Origin of the sequence: Chitinophaga sp. CB10, from assembly GCA_001870995.2 — a bacterium.
Classification (GTDB): domain Bacteria; phylum Bacteroidota; class Bacteroidia; order Chitinophagales; family Chitinophagaceae; genus Chitinophaga.
Genome location: MLAV02000003.1, coordinates 421,307 through 439,851 on the forward strand (window position 1 = coordinate 421,307; position 18,545 = coordinate 439,851).

Below are 18,545 nucleotides of genomic sequence, written 5' to 3' on the forward strand. Positions count from 1 at the left end.
TCAGGGGGAATTTGAAGGTACTGTTAAAGTTTGGCGTTATGCCTCACCTCGTCAAAGGTGATGCTGCCGGTGAGGTGACCGTTTTCGAAGACGGTGATCAGCTGGTCTTCCAGTTCAGGGCGCTCATTTTCCCGGAGGGTGGCAAACTGGCCGTTATCCAGTACCAGTTTGAGCTTGCCGGCTTTTGACTTCTTGGAGGAAGTGCGCAGGTTACCCTGGGCGTCCAGTTCCACAGGGCTTTTCTGTACGTCTATGTGCTGGCCGTTCACCTGGGCATAGGAGCATTTGAGCGCAAACTCCTGGGTGTCCCGGTTGACCCGTTGCAGGAGGGCGCCGCCCATGCCCAGCACCAGGTTTTCAGCGCTGATGCCGGCCTCCGCGAGCGCGGCAAAAATGCCGGGGATAGAGCTGTAGCTGATGCCATCCCCCTGGATAACGCGTACCTGCGGCGGTAATACCTTGTATCCCTTTTCATTCACGGTGTACCCGAATTTCTCCATCAGGATGTGGAATACCCGCAGCAGGGTTTGTACAGGGTCGCCGCTGTCCGGGCGGATGACGAGCGTACCCTGGCGGGCCAGGATCTGGTCCCTTAGTTCAGTGCCCCAATACTGCTCGCAGGCACGGAAGATGTTGTAAGAGTCTGATACGCAGGCGATAGTTCCGGTGGGGAAGGTGTTCAGTACGTGTTTGAAAATTTCCAGTTCACCTTCTTCGCCGAGCAGGGTACAAATGCTATGTTCAGTAGCAGGGATGGAAAGGCCGGGGGCGGTTTTTGCCTGGTAGTAACGTTTAGCGTAGGTAGATCCGGCAATGGTATCGCTTCCGGAGAAGCTCACCAGGTGGGCGCTGCCGCCGATGCCGGCGCTTTCCACGGAGCTGGCGCCGCGGAAGCCGAAGTCGTTCAGCACGAAGTCGATACCGGCGAAAGCAGCTGCGGAAGCAGTTTGCTCGTAATATTGTTTCACTACTTTTTTAATCTCCCTGGATACGGTGGCCACGGTACATGGGTACCAAACCTGCATCAGCAGGGTTTCCAGGAAGTTGGTCAGCCAGTAGCAACTGGGGTCGGTATTCTCGATGGTCATCAGCACGTTCCTAACGGGAACGACTGTACCTTCTTTCACGGCTTTAATCCGGATGGGCAGCTTACCGCCGTGTTTTTCAATAATATATTCAAACCGGCTGCGGTCAAAGATATCGTCGCGTCCGAATACTTCCAGCAGTTCCTTTCCGGCTTCATCCAGCTTTTCTTTCGTTATTACGACTCCTTCCAGGTATTCCCTGAGGAAGTACTGCAGCCCGTAGAACACGGTTTCATCGAATTTGCCTCCCCGGCTCTCCAGGTAAGAGTAGATGTATTCAGTACCGGGAATGTATAATTTATGGTGAGAGTATTTATAGGCGTCTGCGAGGAGGATAAGATTTTCTTTTGTCATGGCCGGAAAATTTAAGCTTGGGTAAAGTATTTATTGAACAGTTGGCGGAGCAATGGGATATGCGTGTCCGTTATAACGCCATCGTCTATCAGCTGTGGGATATCTTTTACGTTGATCCACCGGAGCGCTTCCAGGTCGTCGCCAGCGGCGGGTTCGCCGTAAACGAGGCTGGTGGCAAAGAGAGTGGTGATGATCTTATTGGTTTCGCTGCGGTAGCGCCAGTCGTCCACCCGGAGGGAGGTCACATATTCCAGGGGGCTTACCTCAAAGTCGCCGCACTCTTCCTGTAGCTCCCGCCTGGCCGCCAGCTCGAAAGATTCGTCCGTAGGGTCGGAGAATCCGCCGGGGAGCCGCCATTCGCCTTCATTCGGCTTTTTGCCAAGCAGCAGTTCTGTATAATTGTTGCGGAATACGGCAATGTCGACGGTAGCGTAAACAGCAGGAAACAGGCTGTAAGTACTGTAGATAACACCCGCGCGGAACTCCTCCGTGTCAAATACCTTATCGGAAATCGCTTCGCGCAGGGCGGTAGCGTTGTAGTCCTTCACGGGGGCGAGGGCCTGGGTTTTATATTTACCGCTGTAGGTACTGATAAAGCTATCGCGGCTGCCGTAGAGCAGGAAGGTTTCATGCGGGAAGTTCGTATGGAGCAGTTCATCCAGCTTGTTGGACCATACTTTGTCGGACTTTTGATCGCTGAGCGGGAGCACGATTATTTCCGGGAACAGCTGTTTGATCATTCGTTCGCGGGTATAATAATCCAATGGATTTTTGCGGCTGCCCTTTACCGGGCTTACGCCTAACACAATCAGAACGCGGTTGTGCTTTTCCTTTACCTGTCTGATTATTTCCAGGTGCCCTTCGTGCAGGGCGGGTGTTTGGAACCTGGCGATAATAACTCCTGTGGGCTTTGTTACTTGCATCTTCGAGCTATTTTGTGTAATTGTTACACAAATATAATGAGGTATTTGAATCTACCAAAATAATTTTTGTAAAAAATACACAAAATAATCTCCGGGCTAGATTTCGAAGGCCATTCCGTCTTTTTTCAGCTGGAAATATTTTTCCTCGTTGAAGCTGAAAAGCTTTGCGGGGCGGCCTTGCGACACCTGTTTTTGCTTCTCGTTATGTGCGATCAGGATGCCCAGGTGATTTATTTTTTTCTGGAAGTTGCGGCGGTCTATAGGCCTGTCCAGCAGTGTTTCATACAATTTTTCGAGGTCTGCGATAGGGAATTTCTTATCGAGCAGCTCGAATCCGATTGGTTCGTAGCGGATTTTGTTGCGGAGTCGCTTTACGGCCAGGTCAATAATGGTCGCATGGTCGAAGGCGAGGTCCGGCAGTTCCTTGATATTGAACCAGGAGGCGTCTTCTGCGTCGGAGCTGGCGGCCAGCTTGAAGTTGGTCGGGTTGACCAGTCCGAAGTAGGCGATAGACACTACGCGGCCGCGGGGATCGCGGTTGGGCATCCCGAAAGTATATAATTGTTCAAGGTAGTTGATGTTCACACCGGCTTCGGTGAGCAGTTCCCTGGTAACGGCATGCTCGAGGGATTCTTCGTCGCGTACGAAGCCCCCGGGAAGCGCCCAGCTGTGCAGGAAAGGTTCAATGGTACGTTTGATCAGCAGTACCACGATACCTTCCTTGGGAATGTATCCGAATACCACTGCGTCTACGGTGAGTTTTATTTGCTGTCTGATGGCCAATGTTAACCGGATTATTTATTAAGGTAATGATCTAATTGAGCAGTTCCTTTGTGGAGATTTATAAATAGCGGGTTTTTAGCCGGATCGAAAACGATGATGGTATTCATTTCCCAGATATCCTGTGGTGCAGGCAGTTCGATCATGACTTCCTGGTTGTTGGACCTTACGAACAGGAGGCTGTCTTTGCCGGCCATATGAGGTTTGAATCCCTGCTGTTGCAGGTAATCCGTGATTTGTTGCTTGAGGGCCAGTACAGAGTCTGTCAGCGGGCCGGGAGCCGGCTTATGTTCCCGGTAAACGTAGCTTTTTTCAGTGATCACATCATACCGGGATCTGTCAGTTGTGCCTTCGCGTTGAGGGTTACAGGCAAACAGCAGTCCGGCTGCAAGGGCCAAAAACGATAATATCTTTCCCATATCTTGTATGTTAATGTTCGTAGCAATCGTAATTCCGCTGGCGGTAGATCTTACCGTCGCGAAACTCAATAATAGTGCAAATAAACGCTTTCATGACCTGACCTCGCCGAAATTTTCCCGCGTCCACCCCGATTTCTCCCCGCCATTCGGCCTCCACCACCAGTGTATTGCCGTTTTCAAAGGCCTTTAGCACGTTGTAGTGCTGGGTTTTGAGAATCAGCCGCGTAGTGGCCATGCTTTCCAGAATGATGTCGAAATTCCTTTGTTTGATTTCGCCGGACATCTGGTTGGGGTATTCCGTTTGAATGATATTTGGATGAAAGATGCTGGCAAATTCAGCCGCGTCCACTGAAAAGTTCTCCAGCAGCTGAAAGTACCGGTAAACTACCGCCAGTTTTTCGTCCATTCAGGAATTTGATTACGAATTACAAATTACGCAATACTGTCCACCTATCACATAGCCGGGCAGCAAACGAATTGCGAATTTATAAAATTCGTTAGTATATCAGCATCAGCTTTGGACTATTTGATGGCGGCGGTGGCAGGTTCCGGGGTTGTGGTAAACGCCAGTTTATCCAGGTTATCGGTTTTTTCGATCAGGTCAAATACCACTTTCATCACGGTGAGGGTGCCTTCGTAGTTGATCTTGTCGGCGCTGTCCTCCGGTTGGTGGTAATCGTCCATCCCGGTGTAAAAGAATAAAACGGGGATTTGTTTGCGGTAGAAGGAAGTGTGATCTGAATTGCCAACGCCGCTGGCTTCATACACTACTTTCGTTTCCCTGCCGGAGTTCTCCAGCAGTTTTGACCAGGAAGGGCTGGTGCCGATACCTGCAATTTGTAAACCGTTGGTCGTATTGAGGCGGCCAATCATGTCGAGGTTCAGCATGTAGTTGGCCTTACTGAGGTCCACCGGGCTGTGGGATGCCAGGTAGCGGGAGCCGCTGAGGGATTGCTCATTTCCGGAGAAGGCAACAAACAGGTAATTGGTATTTTTCAGCTTAGCGCTTTTCACCTGGCGGCCCAGTTCCAGCAGGGCGGCGATGCCGCTGGCGTTATCGTTGGCGCCATGGTATAACACCTTGCCTTTGGCGGAGCCGTTGTGCTCCTCTCCATAGCCAAGATGGTCGTAATGCGCCCCGATGATAACGGTGCGCGCGGCTTTATTGTCTATGTAGCCAATTACATTGGTACCGGTTCTTTTGACCGGTTGCAGGGCAATATCCATTTGGATGAGGAAGCTGTTTGCGTTCTCGTCGTCCAGGATTTTGCTGATGTCTTTATTGACCCATACGGCCGGTATGGGGGCGGCTGTTTCAGTTTTTTCCAGCCAGCTGTTTATTTCCGGGAGCGTTTCGGCGCCATTGAAGAAGATGATGCCAGTAGCGCCGGCTTTCGCGGCCTCGGCTGTCTGTTGTTTGTAGAGGTCCAGCCGGGACTTGTATTTAGCAGCGTCCAGGTCCGCCACGTTAATGAGCCAGATGTTATCCGGCTCATTGGCCTGTGGCAGCACTTCCCCTTTCACGGCTTTGGCGGCGGTAAACGGCAGGGGGATGTATTGTACGCCGGCGGCCAGGGGTTTATGATTCAGCTCAAAGCTGCAGTTAGCCGCGGGTTCACGGCCTTCCTTTACGGTAAAGGTTTGCAGGTATCCGTCTGTTCCCATGGGGAGCAGGCCTATCTGCTGCATCTGACTCTGGATGTAGGCAGCAGCCAGTTTTTCGCCGGGCGCCCCTGTGAGGCGGCCTTCCAGCTTGTCGCTGCTGAGGTAGCTGATGTGCTGTTGCAGGTTTGTCAGGGTTTTTCGGTCGCTTTTTTTCTGTGCGCTTACTACCACGGTAGTTACTACCAGAGGTAACAGCCAGGTTATCTTTTTCACAGCAAACTGGTTTTGGGTGTGATGGCAAAATTACGAATTACCTCAGTGCAATACAGAAATTCATGCCAGTTCTTTTTTTACTATCCATTGTATATTAGCTATTTATAATATAACCCTTCGGTCTGTTAATCGTCATTCGTGAAACGGGGTTTGCTGTTGGTATAGGTCAAAGTGCTATTTTTGCCGCGTTTTAAAAAATAAGTATGAAAAACACGCCTTTTACAGAAAAACACATTGCGCTGGGTGCGAAGATGGCTCCTTTCGCAGGTTACAACATGCCAATATCCTATACAGGTATCAACGACGAACATCAGGCCGTACGCACCAATGCAGGAGTTTTTGATGTGAGCCACATGGGCGAGTTTATTCTGAAAGGGGAAAATGCGCTGGACCTCATTCAGCGGGTAACCTCCAACGATGCTTCCAAACTCACTGCCGGCAAGGCGCAGTACAGCTGCCTGCCAAACGACGAGGGCGGTATCGTAGACGACCTGCTGGTGTATTGCATTGAACCCAACAACGTGTATATGTTGGTGGTAAATGCCAGCAACATTGAAAAAGACTGGAACAGGATCAGTCAGTTCAACACCAAAAACGTGGAAATGCACAATATTTCCGATAAAACCTGTCTGCTCGCCATCCAGGGCCCTAATGCCACCAGCATGCTGCAGCCCCTCACCGAGATAGACCTGGTCAACCTGAAATATTACACTTTCGCCAAAGGCGAATTTGCAGGCGTTCCCAATGTGCTGATCAGCGCTACCGGCTACACCGGCGCTGGTGGTGTGGAAATATATTTTGAAGATACAGACGGCGCTGCCGATAAAATCTGGGATGCCCTCTTCGCAGTAGGCGGCCCTAAAGGCCTGAAGCCTATCGGCCTCGGCGCCCGCGATACCCTCCGCCTGGAAATGGGCTTCTGCCTCTACGGAAATGATATTGACGACCGTACCTCCCCGATGGAAGCAGGCCTGGGCTGGATCACGAAATTCACGAAGGACTTCCCTTCCCGCGCCATCTTTGAAGCGCAGAAAGCCAACGGCGTGGAACAGAAACTGGTTGGTTTTGAAATGGTGGACAAAGGTATTCCCCGTCACGATTACGAAATCAAGGATGCTGCCGGCAATGTAATCGGCCGCGTAACTTCCGGTACCCAATCCCCCAGCCTGTCAAAGGCTATCGGCCTCGGCTACGTTAAAACGCCTTTCGCTGCGCTGGATACAGAGATCTTCATCGCCGTGCGCGACAAGCAGCTGAAAGCTAAAGTGGTGAAAGTTCCCTTCCTGGGATAAGCATAAAATTGATGTTCCGGCAGATTCAAATATGAATAGCCGGTGAATATTATTAATTTCGGTGCCTGGAATTTCCGGGTACCGGAATTTTTGTAATTACACCATATCTATGCCCACTATTCATCTGACGACCGTCATCCACGCTCCGCGGGAGCGGGTCTTTGACCTTAGCCGTAGTATAGGACTCCATAAAAAAAGTATGGAGCGCACAAAGGAAGAGCCCATTAAAGGTAAAACCAGCGGACTTATTTCCTTCGGGGAATCCGTGACCTGGCAGGCCAGGCACCTGGGAAAGCTCAGGCAGCTGACCACCAGGATAACCGCTATGGAAAAGCATGTTCACTTCCGCGATGAAATGGAGGAAGGGGACTTTACCTTTATGAAGCATGACCACTACTACAAAGAGATTCAAAACGGTACCGTCATGATAGACCTGATGGAGTTTGGCACGCCTTACGGCTGGCTGGGCAGAATGGTGGAGCGGTTTTACCTGGTGAATTATATGACGAAGCTGTTATGCCTTCGCAACGATACTATTAAGGAATATGCGGAATCTGACAAGTGGCGGGTGATCCTTGATTAATGCAAAATGCAACTGAATGACAGAAAGTAACAAACCGAGTCTGGAAGTATGTTTATCCCCGGCTCTCCTGCATCTCTATGATGTAAAGAACAGCATCGTGGTAATTATCGATGTGCTGCGCGCTACGTCCACCATCTGTACTGCCTTGTACAACGGGGCTGCCAGAGTTATCCCGGTGGCCAGTGTGGAAGAATGCGTGAATATCGGACGCGCCATCGGCGGCATTACCGCCGGCGAGCGGGATGGAAAAGTGGCGGAAGGATTGGTGCATGGCAACTCCCCTTTCGAATATCCACGGGATTTTGTGGAAGGAAAAACGCTCGTACTCACCACTACCAACGGCACCAAACTGCTGCACATGGCCAAAGATGCCATCCAGATAGTGACCGGCTCCTTCCCTAATATCAGCGCGGTTTGCGACTACCTGGTAGCACAGGGGCAAAACGTCATCCTTGGCTGCGCGGCCTGGAAGGACAGGGTTAACCTGGAAGATACCCTCTTTGCCGGCGCTGTGGTAAGCAGGATCAAATCCCATTTTGAGGTGAACTGCGATAGCGCCCTTGCTGCGGAAACCATGTATGAAGCGGCAAAAGGCGATGTGTTCACCTTCATGAAACAGGCCTCGCATTATAAGCGGCTTGCTAAATACGGACTGGAAAAAGATATTCAATATTGCCTTACGCCGGATGGCGCCAACGTGCTGCCGCTGTTTAAAAACGGAGAACTGGTAGCCGAAGAAGTGCCTGCTTGATTTTTTGTTTTTTGAAAATCTGTGAAGGGACGCCACTGGCGTTCCTTTTCCGTTTAATGTGGGACTTCCGTAGCATTTTCCAAAGCGGCATTAGATCTTTCCCCCCACCCCTCAATTACTTTTTCTATCATTTTTACATTTGAAAATCAACATTTTTAAAATGGTATTTTTTACTTATTTTTAAAGAAAAGATGTGTCTTCGGCCGTAGGCTTGAATCTTTTTCATTGGAGATTTTTTGCTTACTTTTGTGGATTGCCTTTTTACCAGCTGCCGAATACTTTTTTTTCTTATTTTAACCCTTTGGCTGGTAAATCAAAACCAAGGCAACAACAGATAGTATGTCGCTACCCCATTTGCTAAAATATGTTTACAATAACGGCACTGATGAAGTGATCCGCAGGGGGAAGCGTATATTTTCGACCGGGGGTGTTGAACTTATCGAGGCAGACCCCGTGCTTAAATCAGCTACCTTCCGCGTGAAGAGCGACACGCATGCCAACTACTATCGCGTATCTATCAATAAATACGGCGATAACACCGGGATGTCCATCAGGTGCCAATGTCCTTACAACCTGGGAGATATTTGCCGCCACGAGGCCGCCGCATTATTCCAGCTACAGGAAATGTTGGACAAAAACCAGTTTGAAAGCTTCGACTCTCAATTTGATCAGCAACATACCCTGATCAAAATGAAATCCATTGACCTGAAGACCATCAAGCTGCTCACCTCAGGCAGCATCTTTGCCAACGCGGAAAAACTGGCGAAAGAAAAGCCGGCTAAGATCACCAGCGCAAAAGATGAGAAGGTGGAAGCCACCCTCACCGTGGATAAACAGGATTTTCCGCTGATCATACAACGAAATGAAGAGCGCTTTTTCGATACGCATTGCACCTGCGATGAAACAGAACATGCGCTCTGCGTACATAAAACCACCCTGTTCCTGCAATTGCTGCAAAAACACGGGCCGTTCTATTTCGATACCCTCCGCAACTGGGATAAGGAAAAGAACAAACTGCTGTCCCTCTACGGTTATTCCCTGAGCGATGACCTGGAAGGGAAATTTGCCTTCTCCTATAATGAAGGCAAGCCTTTCCTGCGCGTGCTGGACCCCAGTATCAAACGCGTGGACGGTTCCGCCATCGGCCGCCAGGCAGCTACCCCTGCCCCGCCGCCGCCGGACGAAACTATTACCGCCACACAGCGCCTCGCCGTGGTGTTTAACGCCAATGAACCGCTGTATCCTTACTTCCGGCTCGACCTGGTAAGCGGCGAGGTAAACGAGGAGCAAACGGAATTCGTATCCCTGGCCAGTAAGCTGGACCTCACCAAATACGTGGACTTTTACCAGTACAAGGAAAAAGACCGCGACCTGATTGCGCCTGTGCGTAAACTTCAGAATGCGGAAGTGAGTAAATTCCTCAGCAAGAACTCGCCCTTTGCCGGCATCTGGGAAAATATCACGCATGAAAATGCGGAGGAACTCCCTACCGAAACCAAAGAGCTGATGCTGGAATACCTGCATCCCAAACTGGCCAAGCTGTTTCCGCAGATGGCCGAGCAGGGCCTCATTTTCCTGCTGCCCAACCGCCAGCCGTTTAAAACCAAAAGCCTGGTACCGGTGCAGCTGGGCGCAGAGCGGCTCAAACTTATCATCAAAACACATACAGGCAATACCCACGTGGAAGTGGAATGCTTCGTGTCTATCGAAGGCGAAGAGATAAACGTTTCCAAAAACGCCTGGGAAAGCCCGCTGCTGTTCCTCCACCAGAACGTGGTGTATATGTTCGAAAACCCGCAGGATGCCCTTCACGTGGAACTCTTCCGCCAGAATGGGAAACTGCGTATATCCAACAAGGAATGGCCGGTGTACCTGAAAGATTACCTGCTGCCACTTAGCCGGCAATACGATATTCAGTTCGACAGCGGGCTGCTGGCCGAAGTGAAGGACCTGAAGCCGGAAAACAGGGTATATCTCAAGGAAATGGGCGAAACCTTCATCATCCAGCCGGGCTTTGCCTACCGCGGGCAGGAAGTGGAATGGAACGATGAAGCTAAAATCACCGTCCAGGAAGGGAATAAGGTGATCGTTATCCAGCGTAACAAGGAAGCAGAAGAAGAGTTTGTGAACAAACTCCGCACCCTGCATACCAACTTCTCGCAGAACGACAACCACAACTACTTCTACCTCCGCGCTAAAGAAGCCCTGAAGAACAACTGGTTCTTCCTGTTCTTCGATGCGCTGAAGGAAATGGACGTACGGGTGTTTGGCTTCGATAACCTGCGCAACTTCAAATTCAGTTCCCATAAGCCGGTGACCAACCTGCAAATCAGCAGCGGCATCGACTGGTTTGACGCGCAGATAGAAGTATTGTACGGGGATCAGAAGGTAAGCATCAAGGACATCAAGTCGGCCCTGGCCAACAAACAGAATTATGTGCAGCTGGCGGATGGCTCCCTGGGATTGCTGCCGGAGGAATGGCTGCGCAAATACTCCTTGCTGTTTAAAGTGGGTGAGGAAAAAGATAAAGGACTTAAACTCAGTAAATATAACTTCTCCGTTATTGATGAACTCTACGAGTTTATCGACGATGAAGCCGTAGTGATTGAACTGGAACAGAAACGCCGCAAGCTCCTGCAGTTCGATGAAATCCGCAATATTGACCTGCCGGCAAACCTGCACGCGCAACTGCGCCCTTACCAGGAAAGTGGTTTCCAATGGCTCAATTACCTGGACGAAATCAAATGGGGGGGCATCCTGGCGGACGATATGGGTCTTGGTAAAACCATCCAGGCCCTTACCTTCATTCAATACTACAAAAACAAACATGGCCAGTGTATGACGCTGGTGGTATGCCCTACCACCCTGATCTACAACTGGGAAAATGAAATCAGGAAGTTTACGCCGGATATATCCCATCATATACACCACGGCCCGACCAGGCTGAAAAGCAGCGAGGAGCTGGCCAAATATGACGTGATCATCACCACCTACGGCACCCTGCGCAGCGATGTGCAGCTCCTCATGAAACTGGAATTCGACTACGTGGTACTGGATGAATCCCAGGCGATCAAAAACCCGCAGTCGAAAGTTACCAAAGCGGCACAGCTGCTGCATACCAAAAACAGGCTGGCGCTGAGCGGTACCCCGATGCAGAATAACACATTCGACATCTACGCCCAGATGAACTTCCTGAACCCGGGTATGCTGGGCAGTGTGGACTTCTTCCGGAACGAGTTTGCGACCCCGATCGACAAATTCCAGGACGAAGAGCGTAAAGAGCACCTGCGTAAGCTGATCTATCCGTTTATCCTGCGCCGTACCAAGGAACAGGTGGCGAAGGAACTGCCGGAAAAGATTGAAACCGTTATTTTCTGCGAAATGGATGCGGAGCAGCGGCATATTTACGATGCTTACCGCAACAGCTATCGCTCTAAAATATTGGGCGTTATCGAAGACCAGGGTATGGAACGCAGCCAGCTGACCATCCTCCAGGGCTTGATGAAGCTCCGCCAGATATGCGACAGTCCGGCCATCCTCAACGATACGGAACAATACCCGAACCACTCGGTGAAGCTGCATGAGCTCACCCGCGAAATCTCCGAAAACATTGGTAACCACAAGGTGCTGGTGTTCTCCCAGTTCCTCGGTATGCTGGGGCTGATCCGGGAACGGCTGCAGCACATGAAGATTCCGTTCGAGTATTTCGATGGCAGCACCTCCACCGTGGATCGGGAGAAGGCTATCCAGAACTTCCAGAACAACGATGACTGCAGGGTATTCCTCATCTCGCTGAAAGCCGGTGGCGTGGGTCTGAACCTGACGGCAGCGGATTACGTGTACATCGTGGACCCGTGGTGGAACCCGGCTGTGGAGCAACAGGCCATTGACCGTACTCACCGTATCGGGCAAACGAAAAATATCTTTGCGTACCGTATGATTTGTAAGGACACCGTGGAAGAGAAAATTCTGCAGTTACAGGAGCGGAAAAAATCCCTCGTGAAGGAAATTATTGCGGACGACAACGGATTTGTGAAGAAGCTGACGAAAGAAGATGTATTGTACCTGTTCAGTTAAGGCATAATGATATAAATGTCAAGCCCGCCGGCGCCGGTGGGCTTTTCTATGCGGAAATATTGCTGCCCTGGACCAGCGGTTTGGTCCAACTTACCATGTGAATTATATTTGTAAAATTGAAATTAAATAATTGAAATCTATATATATATTGCGCTAATTTTTCTTCGATTAACCTGTACAGCTTAGATAATTCTTTGGGAGTGTCTCCCGTTTTTTACACCGCCGGTTCCTTCATTGGAACCGGTTTTTTTATTGCAGAAAATGAAGGAACCATGCAGATTCTGCATGGTTTTTCCGTTTGGCACAATGCCCCAGCTGTGCAGTCGATATTGTTAATCCTATGATCGTCAATTGCTTGTAAGGGTTTCAACCTCTTGTTAACCGGTATGGCATCCCAATGGCTTACTCCCTGGTACATAAATTTTTTACCATGTTACCAGATTCTAAAATCTCCCGGCTGCTGGCCCATCAGATCACAGGCCTTGCCGATGTAATGGAACAGCACAACGGGAGAGGTAAAGTAAGCAAGGTGATACACAGTTTTGCCGATTACACCCGCCAGATGATCCGGCTTGGCCGGATGGCAGAAGTGAAACACTGTTTTACCATGGCCGCCGTACTGTATCATAACGGGAGTGCCTTGTTGAAGAATGCCATTGAAAGCGTGTATATATACACGTTATCCCCGGTGCTGCAACGCCCGGCCAAAGACCTGCTGCCGGCTACCCTCCGCAGGATCAGAACGCATCACCTGCAAACCGCAGGGATATAAACCGCTAAAACTTACGATTATGCTGACTTTCCTGTTGGTCGTTGCAGGGCTTGCCTGCTTTGTAATCTTCTTCAGATCTGTAGACTACTTCGAAAATATATGACCATGATGACTGCACTTTTTGTCTTATCCATTTTGGTTTTTGGCTACATGATCTATGTGCTGCTGAAACCTGAAAAATTCTAAACGGAAAATGAACACAGAAATTCTGGGCGTGATCGCCACCTATGGACTAACACTCTTACTTGCCTGGCCGCTTGCGAGATATATTGTTAAGGTATTCAGAGGAGATAAGGTTTGGTCGGACTTTTTCCTGCCGCTCGAAAAACTCTTCTATAAAATATCTGGTATCAATCCTAATGAGGAAATGGACTGGAAGCAGCATATGAAAGCGCTGCTTACCATCAACCTCGTATGGCTGGTATATGCATTTTTTGCGTTGCTCTTCCAGGATAAGCTACCGCTCAACCCGGACGGGAATCCCGGCCAAACGCCGGACCTGGCTTTTAACACCGCCATCAGCTTCCTGGTAAACTGTAACCTGCAGCACTTTTCCGGGGAAACCGGCGTCACCTACTTCACCCAGTTGTTTGTGCTGGCGTTCCTGCAATTTGTAAGCGCCGCTACCGGTATTGCCGCGTTGATAGTGGTGTTCAAAGCCTTCAAGGATAAGACGGTGACCCACCTGGGTAACTTCTGGGAAATATTCCTGAAGACCATCACCCGCATCCTGCTGCCTTTAAGTATAGTCATTGCCGTTATACTCATCTTCAACGGCTCCCCAGCCAGCTTTGCCGGTAAGGATACGGTGGTCACCCTCCAGGGCGACACCCAAAACGTTTCCCGCGGGCCTGCTGCCGGCTTTATCGCCATCAAGCACCTCGGCACCAATGGAGGCGGCTGGTTTGGGGCCAACTCCGCCCACCCGTTCGAAAACCCTAACTACATCGGGTTTATCACGGAAATGGTGGCGCAGGTGGTCATTCCCATTGCCATGGTATTTGCATTGGGCATGTTCATCCGCCGGAGGAAGTTTGCCAACGTCATCTTCGCCATCATGACCATCGGCATGATATGCCTGCTCATCCCTACCATGCAGGCGGAAATGGCCGGCAACCCTGCTATTTCGCACCTGGGCATTCAGCAGCTGACCGGCTCCATGGAGGGGAAGGAAGTCCGCTTCGGGCCAGCCGGCACCGCCTATTGGAGTACGGTTACCACCATCATCTCCACGGGTTCCATTTGCGGATTCCATGACAGCATGATGCCTGTGACAGGGCTGATGCAGCTGCTGGGCATGATGCTCAACTGCCTTTACGGCGGCTGCGGTGTGGGTATATTGAACTATTACATCTATATCATCATCGCCGTATTCATTTCCGGCCTCATGGTGGGCCGCACGCCCGAATTCATGGGCCATAAGCTGGAAGCCAGGGAAGTGAAAATTGCCGCGCTGATTACCCTCCTCTCCCCTTTCCTGATCCTTGCCGGTACTGCATTGGCGGCTTATGTGCTGGTACACCACCCTGGCGTTGACTGGGCGGTGAAGCCGGGCGCCTGGTTGAATAACCCGGGCTATCACGGTTTCTCGGAGATGCTGTACGAAATGACTTCCGCCAACGCCAACAACGGTTCCGGCTATGAGGGACTGGGAGATAACAATGTGTTCTGGAACGTCAGTACAGGCTTTGTGTTGATTGCAGGGAGGTATCTGCCGATCATCGGGCCGGTGGCTATTGCCGGCATTATGGCTAAGAAAAAATATATTCCGGAATCAGCTGGTACCCTGCGTACGGATTCTGTCACCTTCGGGGTGATGACCTTCGCCGTTATCGTGATTTTAAATGCCCTGAGCTACTTCCCTGCCCTCGCCCTTGGCCCGATCGCGGAATATTTTTCTCTCTATAGATAATTACTAAACAAGATTTTGAGATGAATAAAGACAATAAACTGTTTCCGAGAGAGCTGGTTATGGAAAGCCTGAAGCAGTCTTTCGTGAAGCTGCATCCTAAACTGATGATCAAAAACCCGGTCATGTTTACAGTGGAAATAGGAACCGCCGTAATGCTGGTGGTAGCCTTATACGCCCTGTTTACCCATCATACGGACCAGGGGAGCGCCGCTTATAATATAGCCGTTTTCGTTATCCTCTTTCTCACCGTGCTGTTCGCCAACTTTGCGGAAGCCATTGCCGAAGCCAGGGGTAAGGCACAAGCGGAGAGCCTGCGTAAAACCAGGGAAGAAACGCCTGCCAAAAAGGTAATGCTCATCGGGGAAATCTTCAGTAATGAAATCAAGGTAGTATCCTCTTCCCAACTGCGCAAAGGAGATATTTTTGTTTGTGATCCGGGAGATATAATACCCGCGGATGGAGAAATTGTTGAGGGCCTGGCTAGTATCGACGAGTCGGCCATTACAGGGGAAAGCGCCCCCGTGATCCGGGAAGCCGGCGGCGATAAATCCAGTGTGGTCGGTGGTACGAAAGTGCTGTCCGATCACATCAAAGTAAGGGTAAGCACGGAGCCGGGCGAGTCGTTCCTGGATAAAATGATTGCCCTGGTGGAAGGCGCCAGCCGCCAGAAAACGCCGAATGAGATTGCCCTGACCATCCTGCTGGCCAGCTTTACCATCGTGTTCATCATCGTATGCGTAACGCTGAAACCTTTTGCGGATTACGCCAATACGCCTATTACCATCGCCGCGTTCATCTCCCTGTTCGTATGCCTGATCCCGACTACCATCGGCGGACTTTTATCCGCCATTGGCATCGCCGGTATGGACCGTGCGCTGCGCGCCAATGTGATCACCAAATCAGGGAAGGCCGTGGAAACTGCGGGCGACATTGATGTGTTGCTGCTGGATAAGACCGGTACCATTACCATCGGTAATCGTAAGGCGACTAACTTCTATCCTGCACCCGGCGTGAATGAACAGGAGTTCATCCGCCTGTGCGCCATCAGCTCCCTTTCCGACGAAACGCCGGAAGGTAAGTCCATCGTGGAACTGGCGGGAAAAGATATAGTAGCCGCGCTGGATACCAGCGGTGGCGCCCTCATAAAATTCACCGCCGAAACCCGCAGCAGCGGTATCGACCTGCCGGATGGCAACAAAATCCGTAAAGGCGCCTACGACGCCATCCGCCAGCTTGCGGAGCGGGCCGGTAACAGCTTTCCCGCCGCTACCAAAACCCGTGTGGAAGCCATCTCCAAAGACGGCGGCACCCCGCTGGTAGTAGCCCTTAACGGTACCGTGCAGGGTGTAATCGAACTGCAGGATATCATCAAACCCGGTATCAGCGAGCGTTTTGACAGGCTGCGTAAAATGGGCGTGAAAACCGTTATGGTCACCGGGGATAACCCGCTTACCGCCAAATACATTGCCACCAAAGCCGGTGTGGACGACTTCATTGCCGAAGCCAAGCCGGAAGATAAAATGAAATATATCCGCCAGGAGCAAACGGAAGGCCGCCTGGTAGCCATGATGGGCGACGGTACGAACGATGCGCCGGCGCTGGCGCAGGCCGATGTGGGCGTGGCCATGAACAGCGGCACCCAGGCCGCGAAGGAAGCCGGTAACATGGTGGACCTGGACAACGATCCTACCAAGCTGATTGAAATCGTGGAAATAGGTAAGCAACTGCTCATGACCCGCGGCACGCTTACCACCTTCTCCATCGCCAACGACGTTGCCAAATATTTTGCCATCGTGCCGGCCTTATTCGTTGCCTCCATTCCGGCGCTGCAGGGCATCAACATCATGAAACTGCATAGCCCTGAAACGGCCATACTCAGCGCCGTGATCTTCAACGCGATCATCATCCCGTTATTGATCCCACTGGCCCTGCGGGGAGTGGCCTACAAGCCGATAGGCGCCAGCGCCCTGCTGCGCAGGAACCTGCTGATTTACGGCGTAGGCGGCGTTATTGCGCCATTTATCGGCATCAAGCTCATTGATATGCTCATTGCATTATTCCTGTAATCATTAAACATCCGATCATGAAAAAATATCTTTTGCCCGCTATAAAATTGACGATCGTACTGGTGATACTGTTAGGCGGCATTTACCCGCTGCTGTTAGCCGGCATTGCTAAAATGGCTCCCGGAAAAGGAGACGGGGTAACGGTAACGCATAATGGAAGAATAGTAGGCTATGAACAAATAGGCCAGAAATTCACAGAGGATAAATACTTCTGGGGCCGCCCGTCCGCAGTGGATTACAACGCTGCAGGCTCCGGCGGTTCCAACAAAGCGCCCGGCAATGAGGACTACCTCAAAATTGTGCAGGAACGAATTGATACCTTCCTAGCGCATAACCCGGATGTAAAAAAATCGGAAATTCCAGCCGAACTGGTCACCGCATCTGCCAGCGGTTTGGACCCGGACTTATCCCCGGCCGCTGCCTACATCCAGGTAGCTCGCGTGGCTAAAGCGAGATCCCTGTCTCCCCAAAAAATAAAAGAACTGATAGCAGCCAACACAAAGCAACCCGTACTGGGCATGTTGGGCACTGCTACTGTAAATGTGCTGAAACTCAATGTAGCATTAGACGAACTGAAATAACTATGAAAAAACACATGCTGATTGCAGGCTTACTTGCTGCAACGCTCCACAGCTATGCCCAGGACTCAACAAAGAACGGCACGCTTACCATCTCCGGTTATGCGGAGGCTTATTACAGCTATAATTTTGCCAGGCCCGCCAACCACCAGGCGCCCGGATTCCTGTACAGCTATAACAAGCACAATGAGCTCAACCTCAATATGGCCATGGTAAAGGCCAGTTACAGCAGCGATCGTGTACGCGCCAACGTTGGCCTTATGATGGGTACCTACGCCCAGTATAACCTGGCGGCGGAGCCCTCCGTTTTCCAGTATGTTTACGAAGCCAATGCCGGCGTACGGGTTGGCCAGGTCTGGATCGACGCGGGGATCATGCCTTCGCATATTGGCTTTGAAAGCGCCATCGGGAAGGATTGCTATACGCTTACCCGCAGTATCATGGCGGAAAATACGCCTTATTACGAGGCAGGCGTAAAAGCTACCTGGGCGCCCAATGATAAATGGAGCTTCGCCGCCATGTATCTCAATGGCTGGCAGCGCATCAGGAAGGTGGACGGTAACCAGACGCCATCCTTTGGCGCCCAGGTGGTATTTAAGCCTACTGCGAAAATATTGCTGAACTGGAGCACTTACGTGGGCAGTGATACCCCTGATTCCACGCGTAAAATGCGGTACTTTAACGACCTTTACGGTACGTTCGGCATTACGGATAAGTTCAGTGTCATAGCCGGTTGCGACTATGGCCTGCAACAAAAGGAAAAAGGATCGGGCGATTACGCGTCCTGGATCAGTCCGATCGTAGTGGCGCGGTATGCTTTTACGCCGAAATTTGCCCTGGCAGGGCGCGCGGAATATTACGCGGATAAGGACGGCGTCATCATCGCTACCGGCACGCCCAATGGATTCAAAACAACCGGCTTTTCGCTGAACGCCGATTTCACGCCCGTCAACAATGTGATGTTCCGCATCGAAGGGCGGATGTTTAATGGCAAGGATAAAACGTTTCTCAAACAGGATACTCCCACTAACACCAATGGGGCCATCACCGCCTCTCTGGCCGTATGGTTTTAAAA

General features: G+C 50.9%; 16 protein-coding genes. 10 read left to right on the forward strand and 6 right to left on the reverse strand.

Features of this window, described 5'->3' with window-relative positions:
* Positions 1–23 precede the first annotated feature (23 nt).
* The 6 genes from BOC67_RS07170 to BOC67_RS07195 form a co-directional block, all read right to left on the reverse strand.
* Positions 24–1,439: a nicotinate phosphoribosyltransferase gene (locus tag BOC67_RS07170; RefSeq protein WP_291908706.1), complete on the reverse strand. Its 1,416-nt coding sequence runs from the start codon at positions 1,437–1,439 to the stop codon at positions 24–26.
* An 11-nt stretch (positions 1,440–1,450) separates the two neighbouring features.
* Positions 1,451–2,362 (reverse strand): NUDIX domain-containing protein, encoded by a 912-nt coding sequence (locus BOC67_RS07175; RefSeq protein ID WP_291908709.1) that lies wholly within the window; start codon positions 2,360–2,362, stop codon positions 1,451–1,453.
* A 96-nt stretch (positions 2,363–2,458) separates the two neighbouring features.
* The gene (locus BOC67_RS07180; RefSeq protein WP_291908711.1) at positions 2,459–3,145 is read right to left on the reverse strand and encodes an NUDIX hydrolase; all 687 of its coding nucleotides are present in this window, start codon (positions 3,143–3,145) and stop codon (positions 2,459–2,461) included.
* A gap of 11 nt (positions 3,146–3,156) precedes the next feature.
* Complete coding sequence (locus BOC67_RS07185) at positions 3,157–3,561, reverse strand: hypothetical protein (RefSeq protein ID WP_291908714.1); 405 nt, start codon at positions 3,559–3,561, stop codon at positions 3,157–3,159.
* A 10-nt stretch (positions 3,562–3,571) separates the two neighbouring features.
* The gene (locus tag BOC67_RS07190) at positions 3,572–3,967 is read right to left on the reverse strand and encodes a nuclear transport factor 2 family protein (protein ID WP_291908716.1); all 396 of its coding nucleotides are present in this window, start codon (positions 3,965–3,967) and stop codon (positions 3,572–3,574) included.
* Between the two features lie 116 nt (positions 3,968–4,083).
* Positions 4,084–5,439, reverse strand: coding sequence for a M28 family peptidase (locus BOC67_RS07195; protein WP_291908718.1), 1,356 nt, complete (start codon positions 5,437–5,439; stop codon positions 4,084–4,086).
* A 203-nt stretch (positions 5,440–5,642) separates the two neighbouring features.
* Here BOC67_RS07195 and gcvT point away from each other — a divergent pair, with 203 nt between their 5' ends.
* The 10 genes from gcvT to BOC67_RS07240 all read left to right on the forward strand — a co-directional run bounded on the left by gcvT (position 5,643) and on the right by BOC67_RS07240 (position 18,543).
* Positions 5,643–6,731, forward strand: coding sequence for a glycine cleavage system aminomethyltransferase GcvT (gcvT, locus tag BOC67_RS07200; RefSeq protein ID WP_291908720.1), 1,089 nt, complete (start codon positions 5,643–5,645; stop codon positions 6,729–6,731).
* A 109-nt stretch (positions 6,732–6,840) separates the two neighbouring features.
* A complete protein-coding gene (locus tag BOC67_RS07205) occupies positions 6,841–7,314 on the forward strand; it encodes an SRPBCC family protein (RefSeq protein WP_291908722.1) in 474 nt (157 codons plus the stop codon).
* A gap of 16 nt (positions 7,315–7,330) precedes the next feature.
* Positions 7,331–8,065 carry a 2-phosphosulfolactate phosphatase gene (locus tag BOC67_RS07210; RefSeq protein ID WP_291908725.1) on the forward strand — a complete coding sequence of 245 codons (735 nt, stop codon included), beginning with the start codon at positions 7,331–7,333 and terminating at the stop codon, positions 8,063–8,065.
* A gap of 339 nt (positions 8,066–8,404) precedes the next feature.
* Positions 8,405–12,142: a DEAD/DEAH box helicase gene (locus tag BOC67_RS07215; RefSeq protein WP_291908728.1), complete on the forward strand. Its 3,738-nt coding sequence runs from the start codon at positions 8,405–8,407 to the stop codon at positions 12,140–12,142.
* A 430-nt stretch (positions 12,143–12,572) separates the two neighbouring features.
* Positions 12,573–12,914: a hypothetical protein gene (locus BOC67_RS07220; protein ID WP_291908730.1), complete on the forward strand. Its 342-nt coding sequence runs from the start codon at positions 12,573–12,575 to the stop codon at positions 12,912–12,914.
* Positions 12,915–13,022: 108 nt separating this feature from the next.
* Positions 13,023–13,100: a potassium-transporting ATPase subunit F gene (locus tag BOC67_RS25380; RefSeq protein WP_078670327.1), complete on the forward strand. Its 78-nt coding sequence runs from the start codon at positions 13,023–13,025 to the stop codon at positions 13,098–13,100.
* Positions 13,101–13,107: 7 nt separating this feature from the next.
* Positions 13,108–14,826, forward strand: coding sequence for a potassium-transporting ATPase subunit KdpA (gene kdpA, locus BOC67_RS07225; RefSeq protein ID WP_291908732.1), 1,719 nt, complete (start codon positions 13,108–13,110; stop codon positions 14,824–14,826).
* 20 nt (positions 14,827–14,846) lie between these two features.
* Positions 14,847–16,892 carry a potassium-transporting ATPase subunit KdpB gene (gene kdpB / locus BOC67_RS07230; RefSeq protein WP_291908735.1) on the forward strand — a complete coding sequence of 682 codons (2,046 nt, stop codon included), beginning with the start codon at positions 14,847–14,849 and terminating at the stop codon, positions 16,890–16,892.
* A gap of 17 nt (positions 16,893–16,909) precedes the next feature.
* Positions 16,910–17,473: a K(+)-transporting ATPase subunit C gene (locus BOC67_RS07235; RefSeq protein ID WP_291908736.1), complete on the forward strand. Its 564-nt coding sequence runs from the start codon at positions 16,910–16,912 to the stop codon at positions 17,471–17,473.
* A 2-nt stretch (positions 17,474–17,475) separates the two neighbouring features.
* Positions 17,476–18,543 (forward strand): porin, encoded by a 1,068-nt coding sequence (locus tag BOC67_RS07240; protein ID WP_291908738.1) that lies wholly within the window; start codon positions 17,476–17,478, stop codon positions 18,541–18,543.
* Positions 18,544–18,545 lie beyond the last annotated feature (2 nt).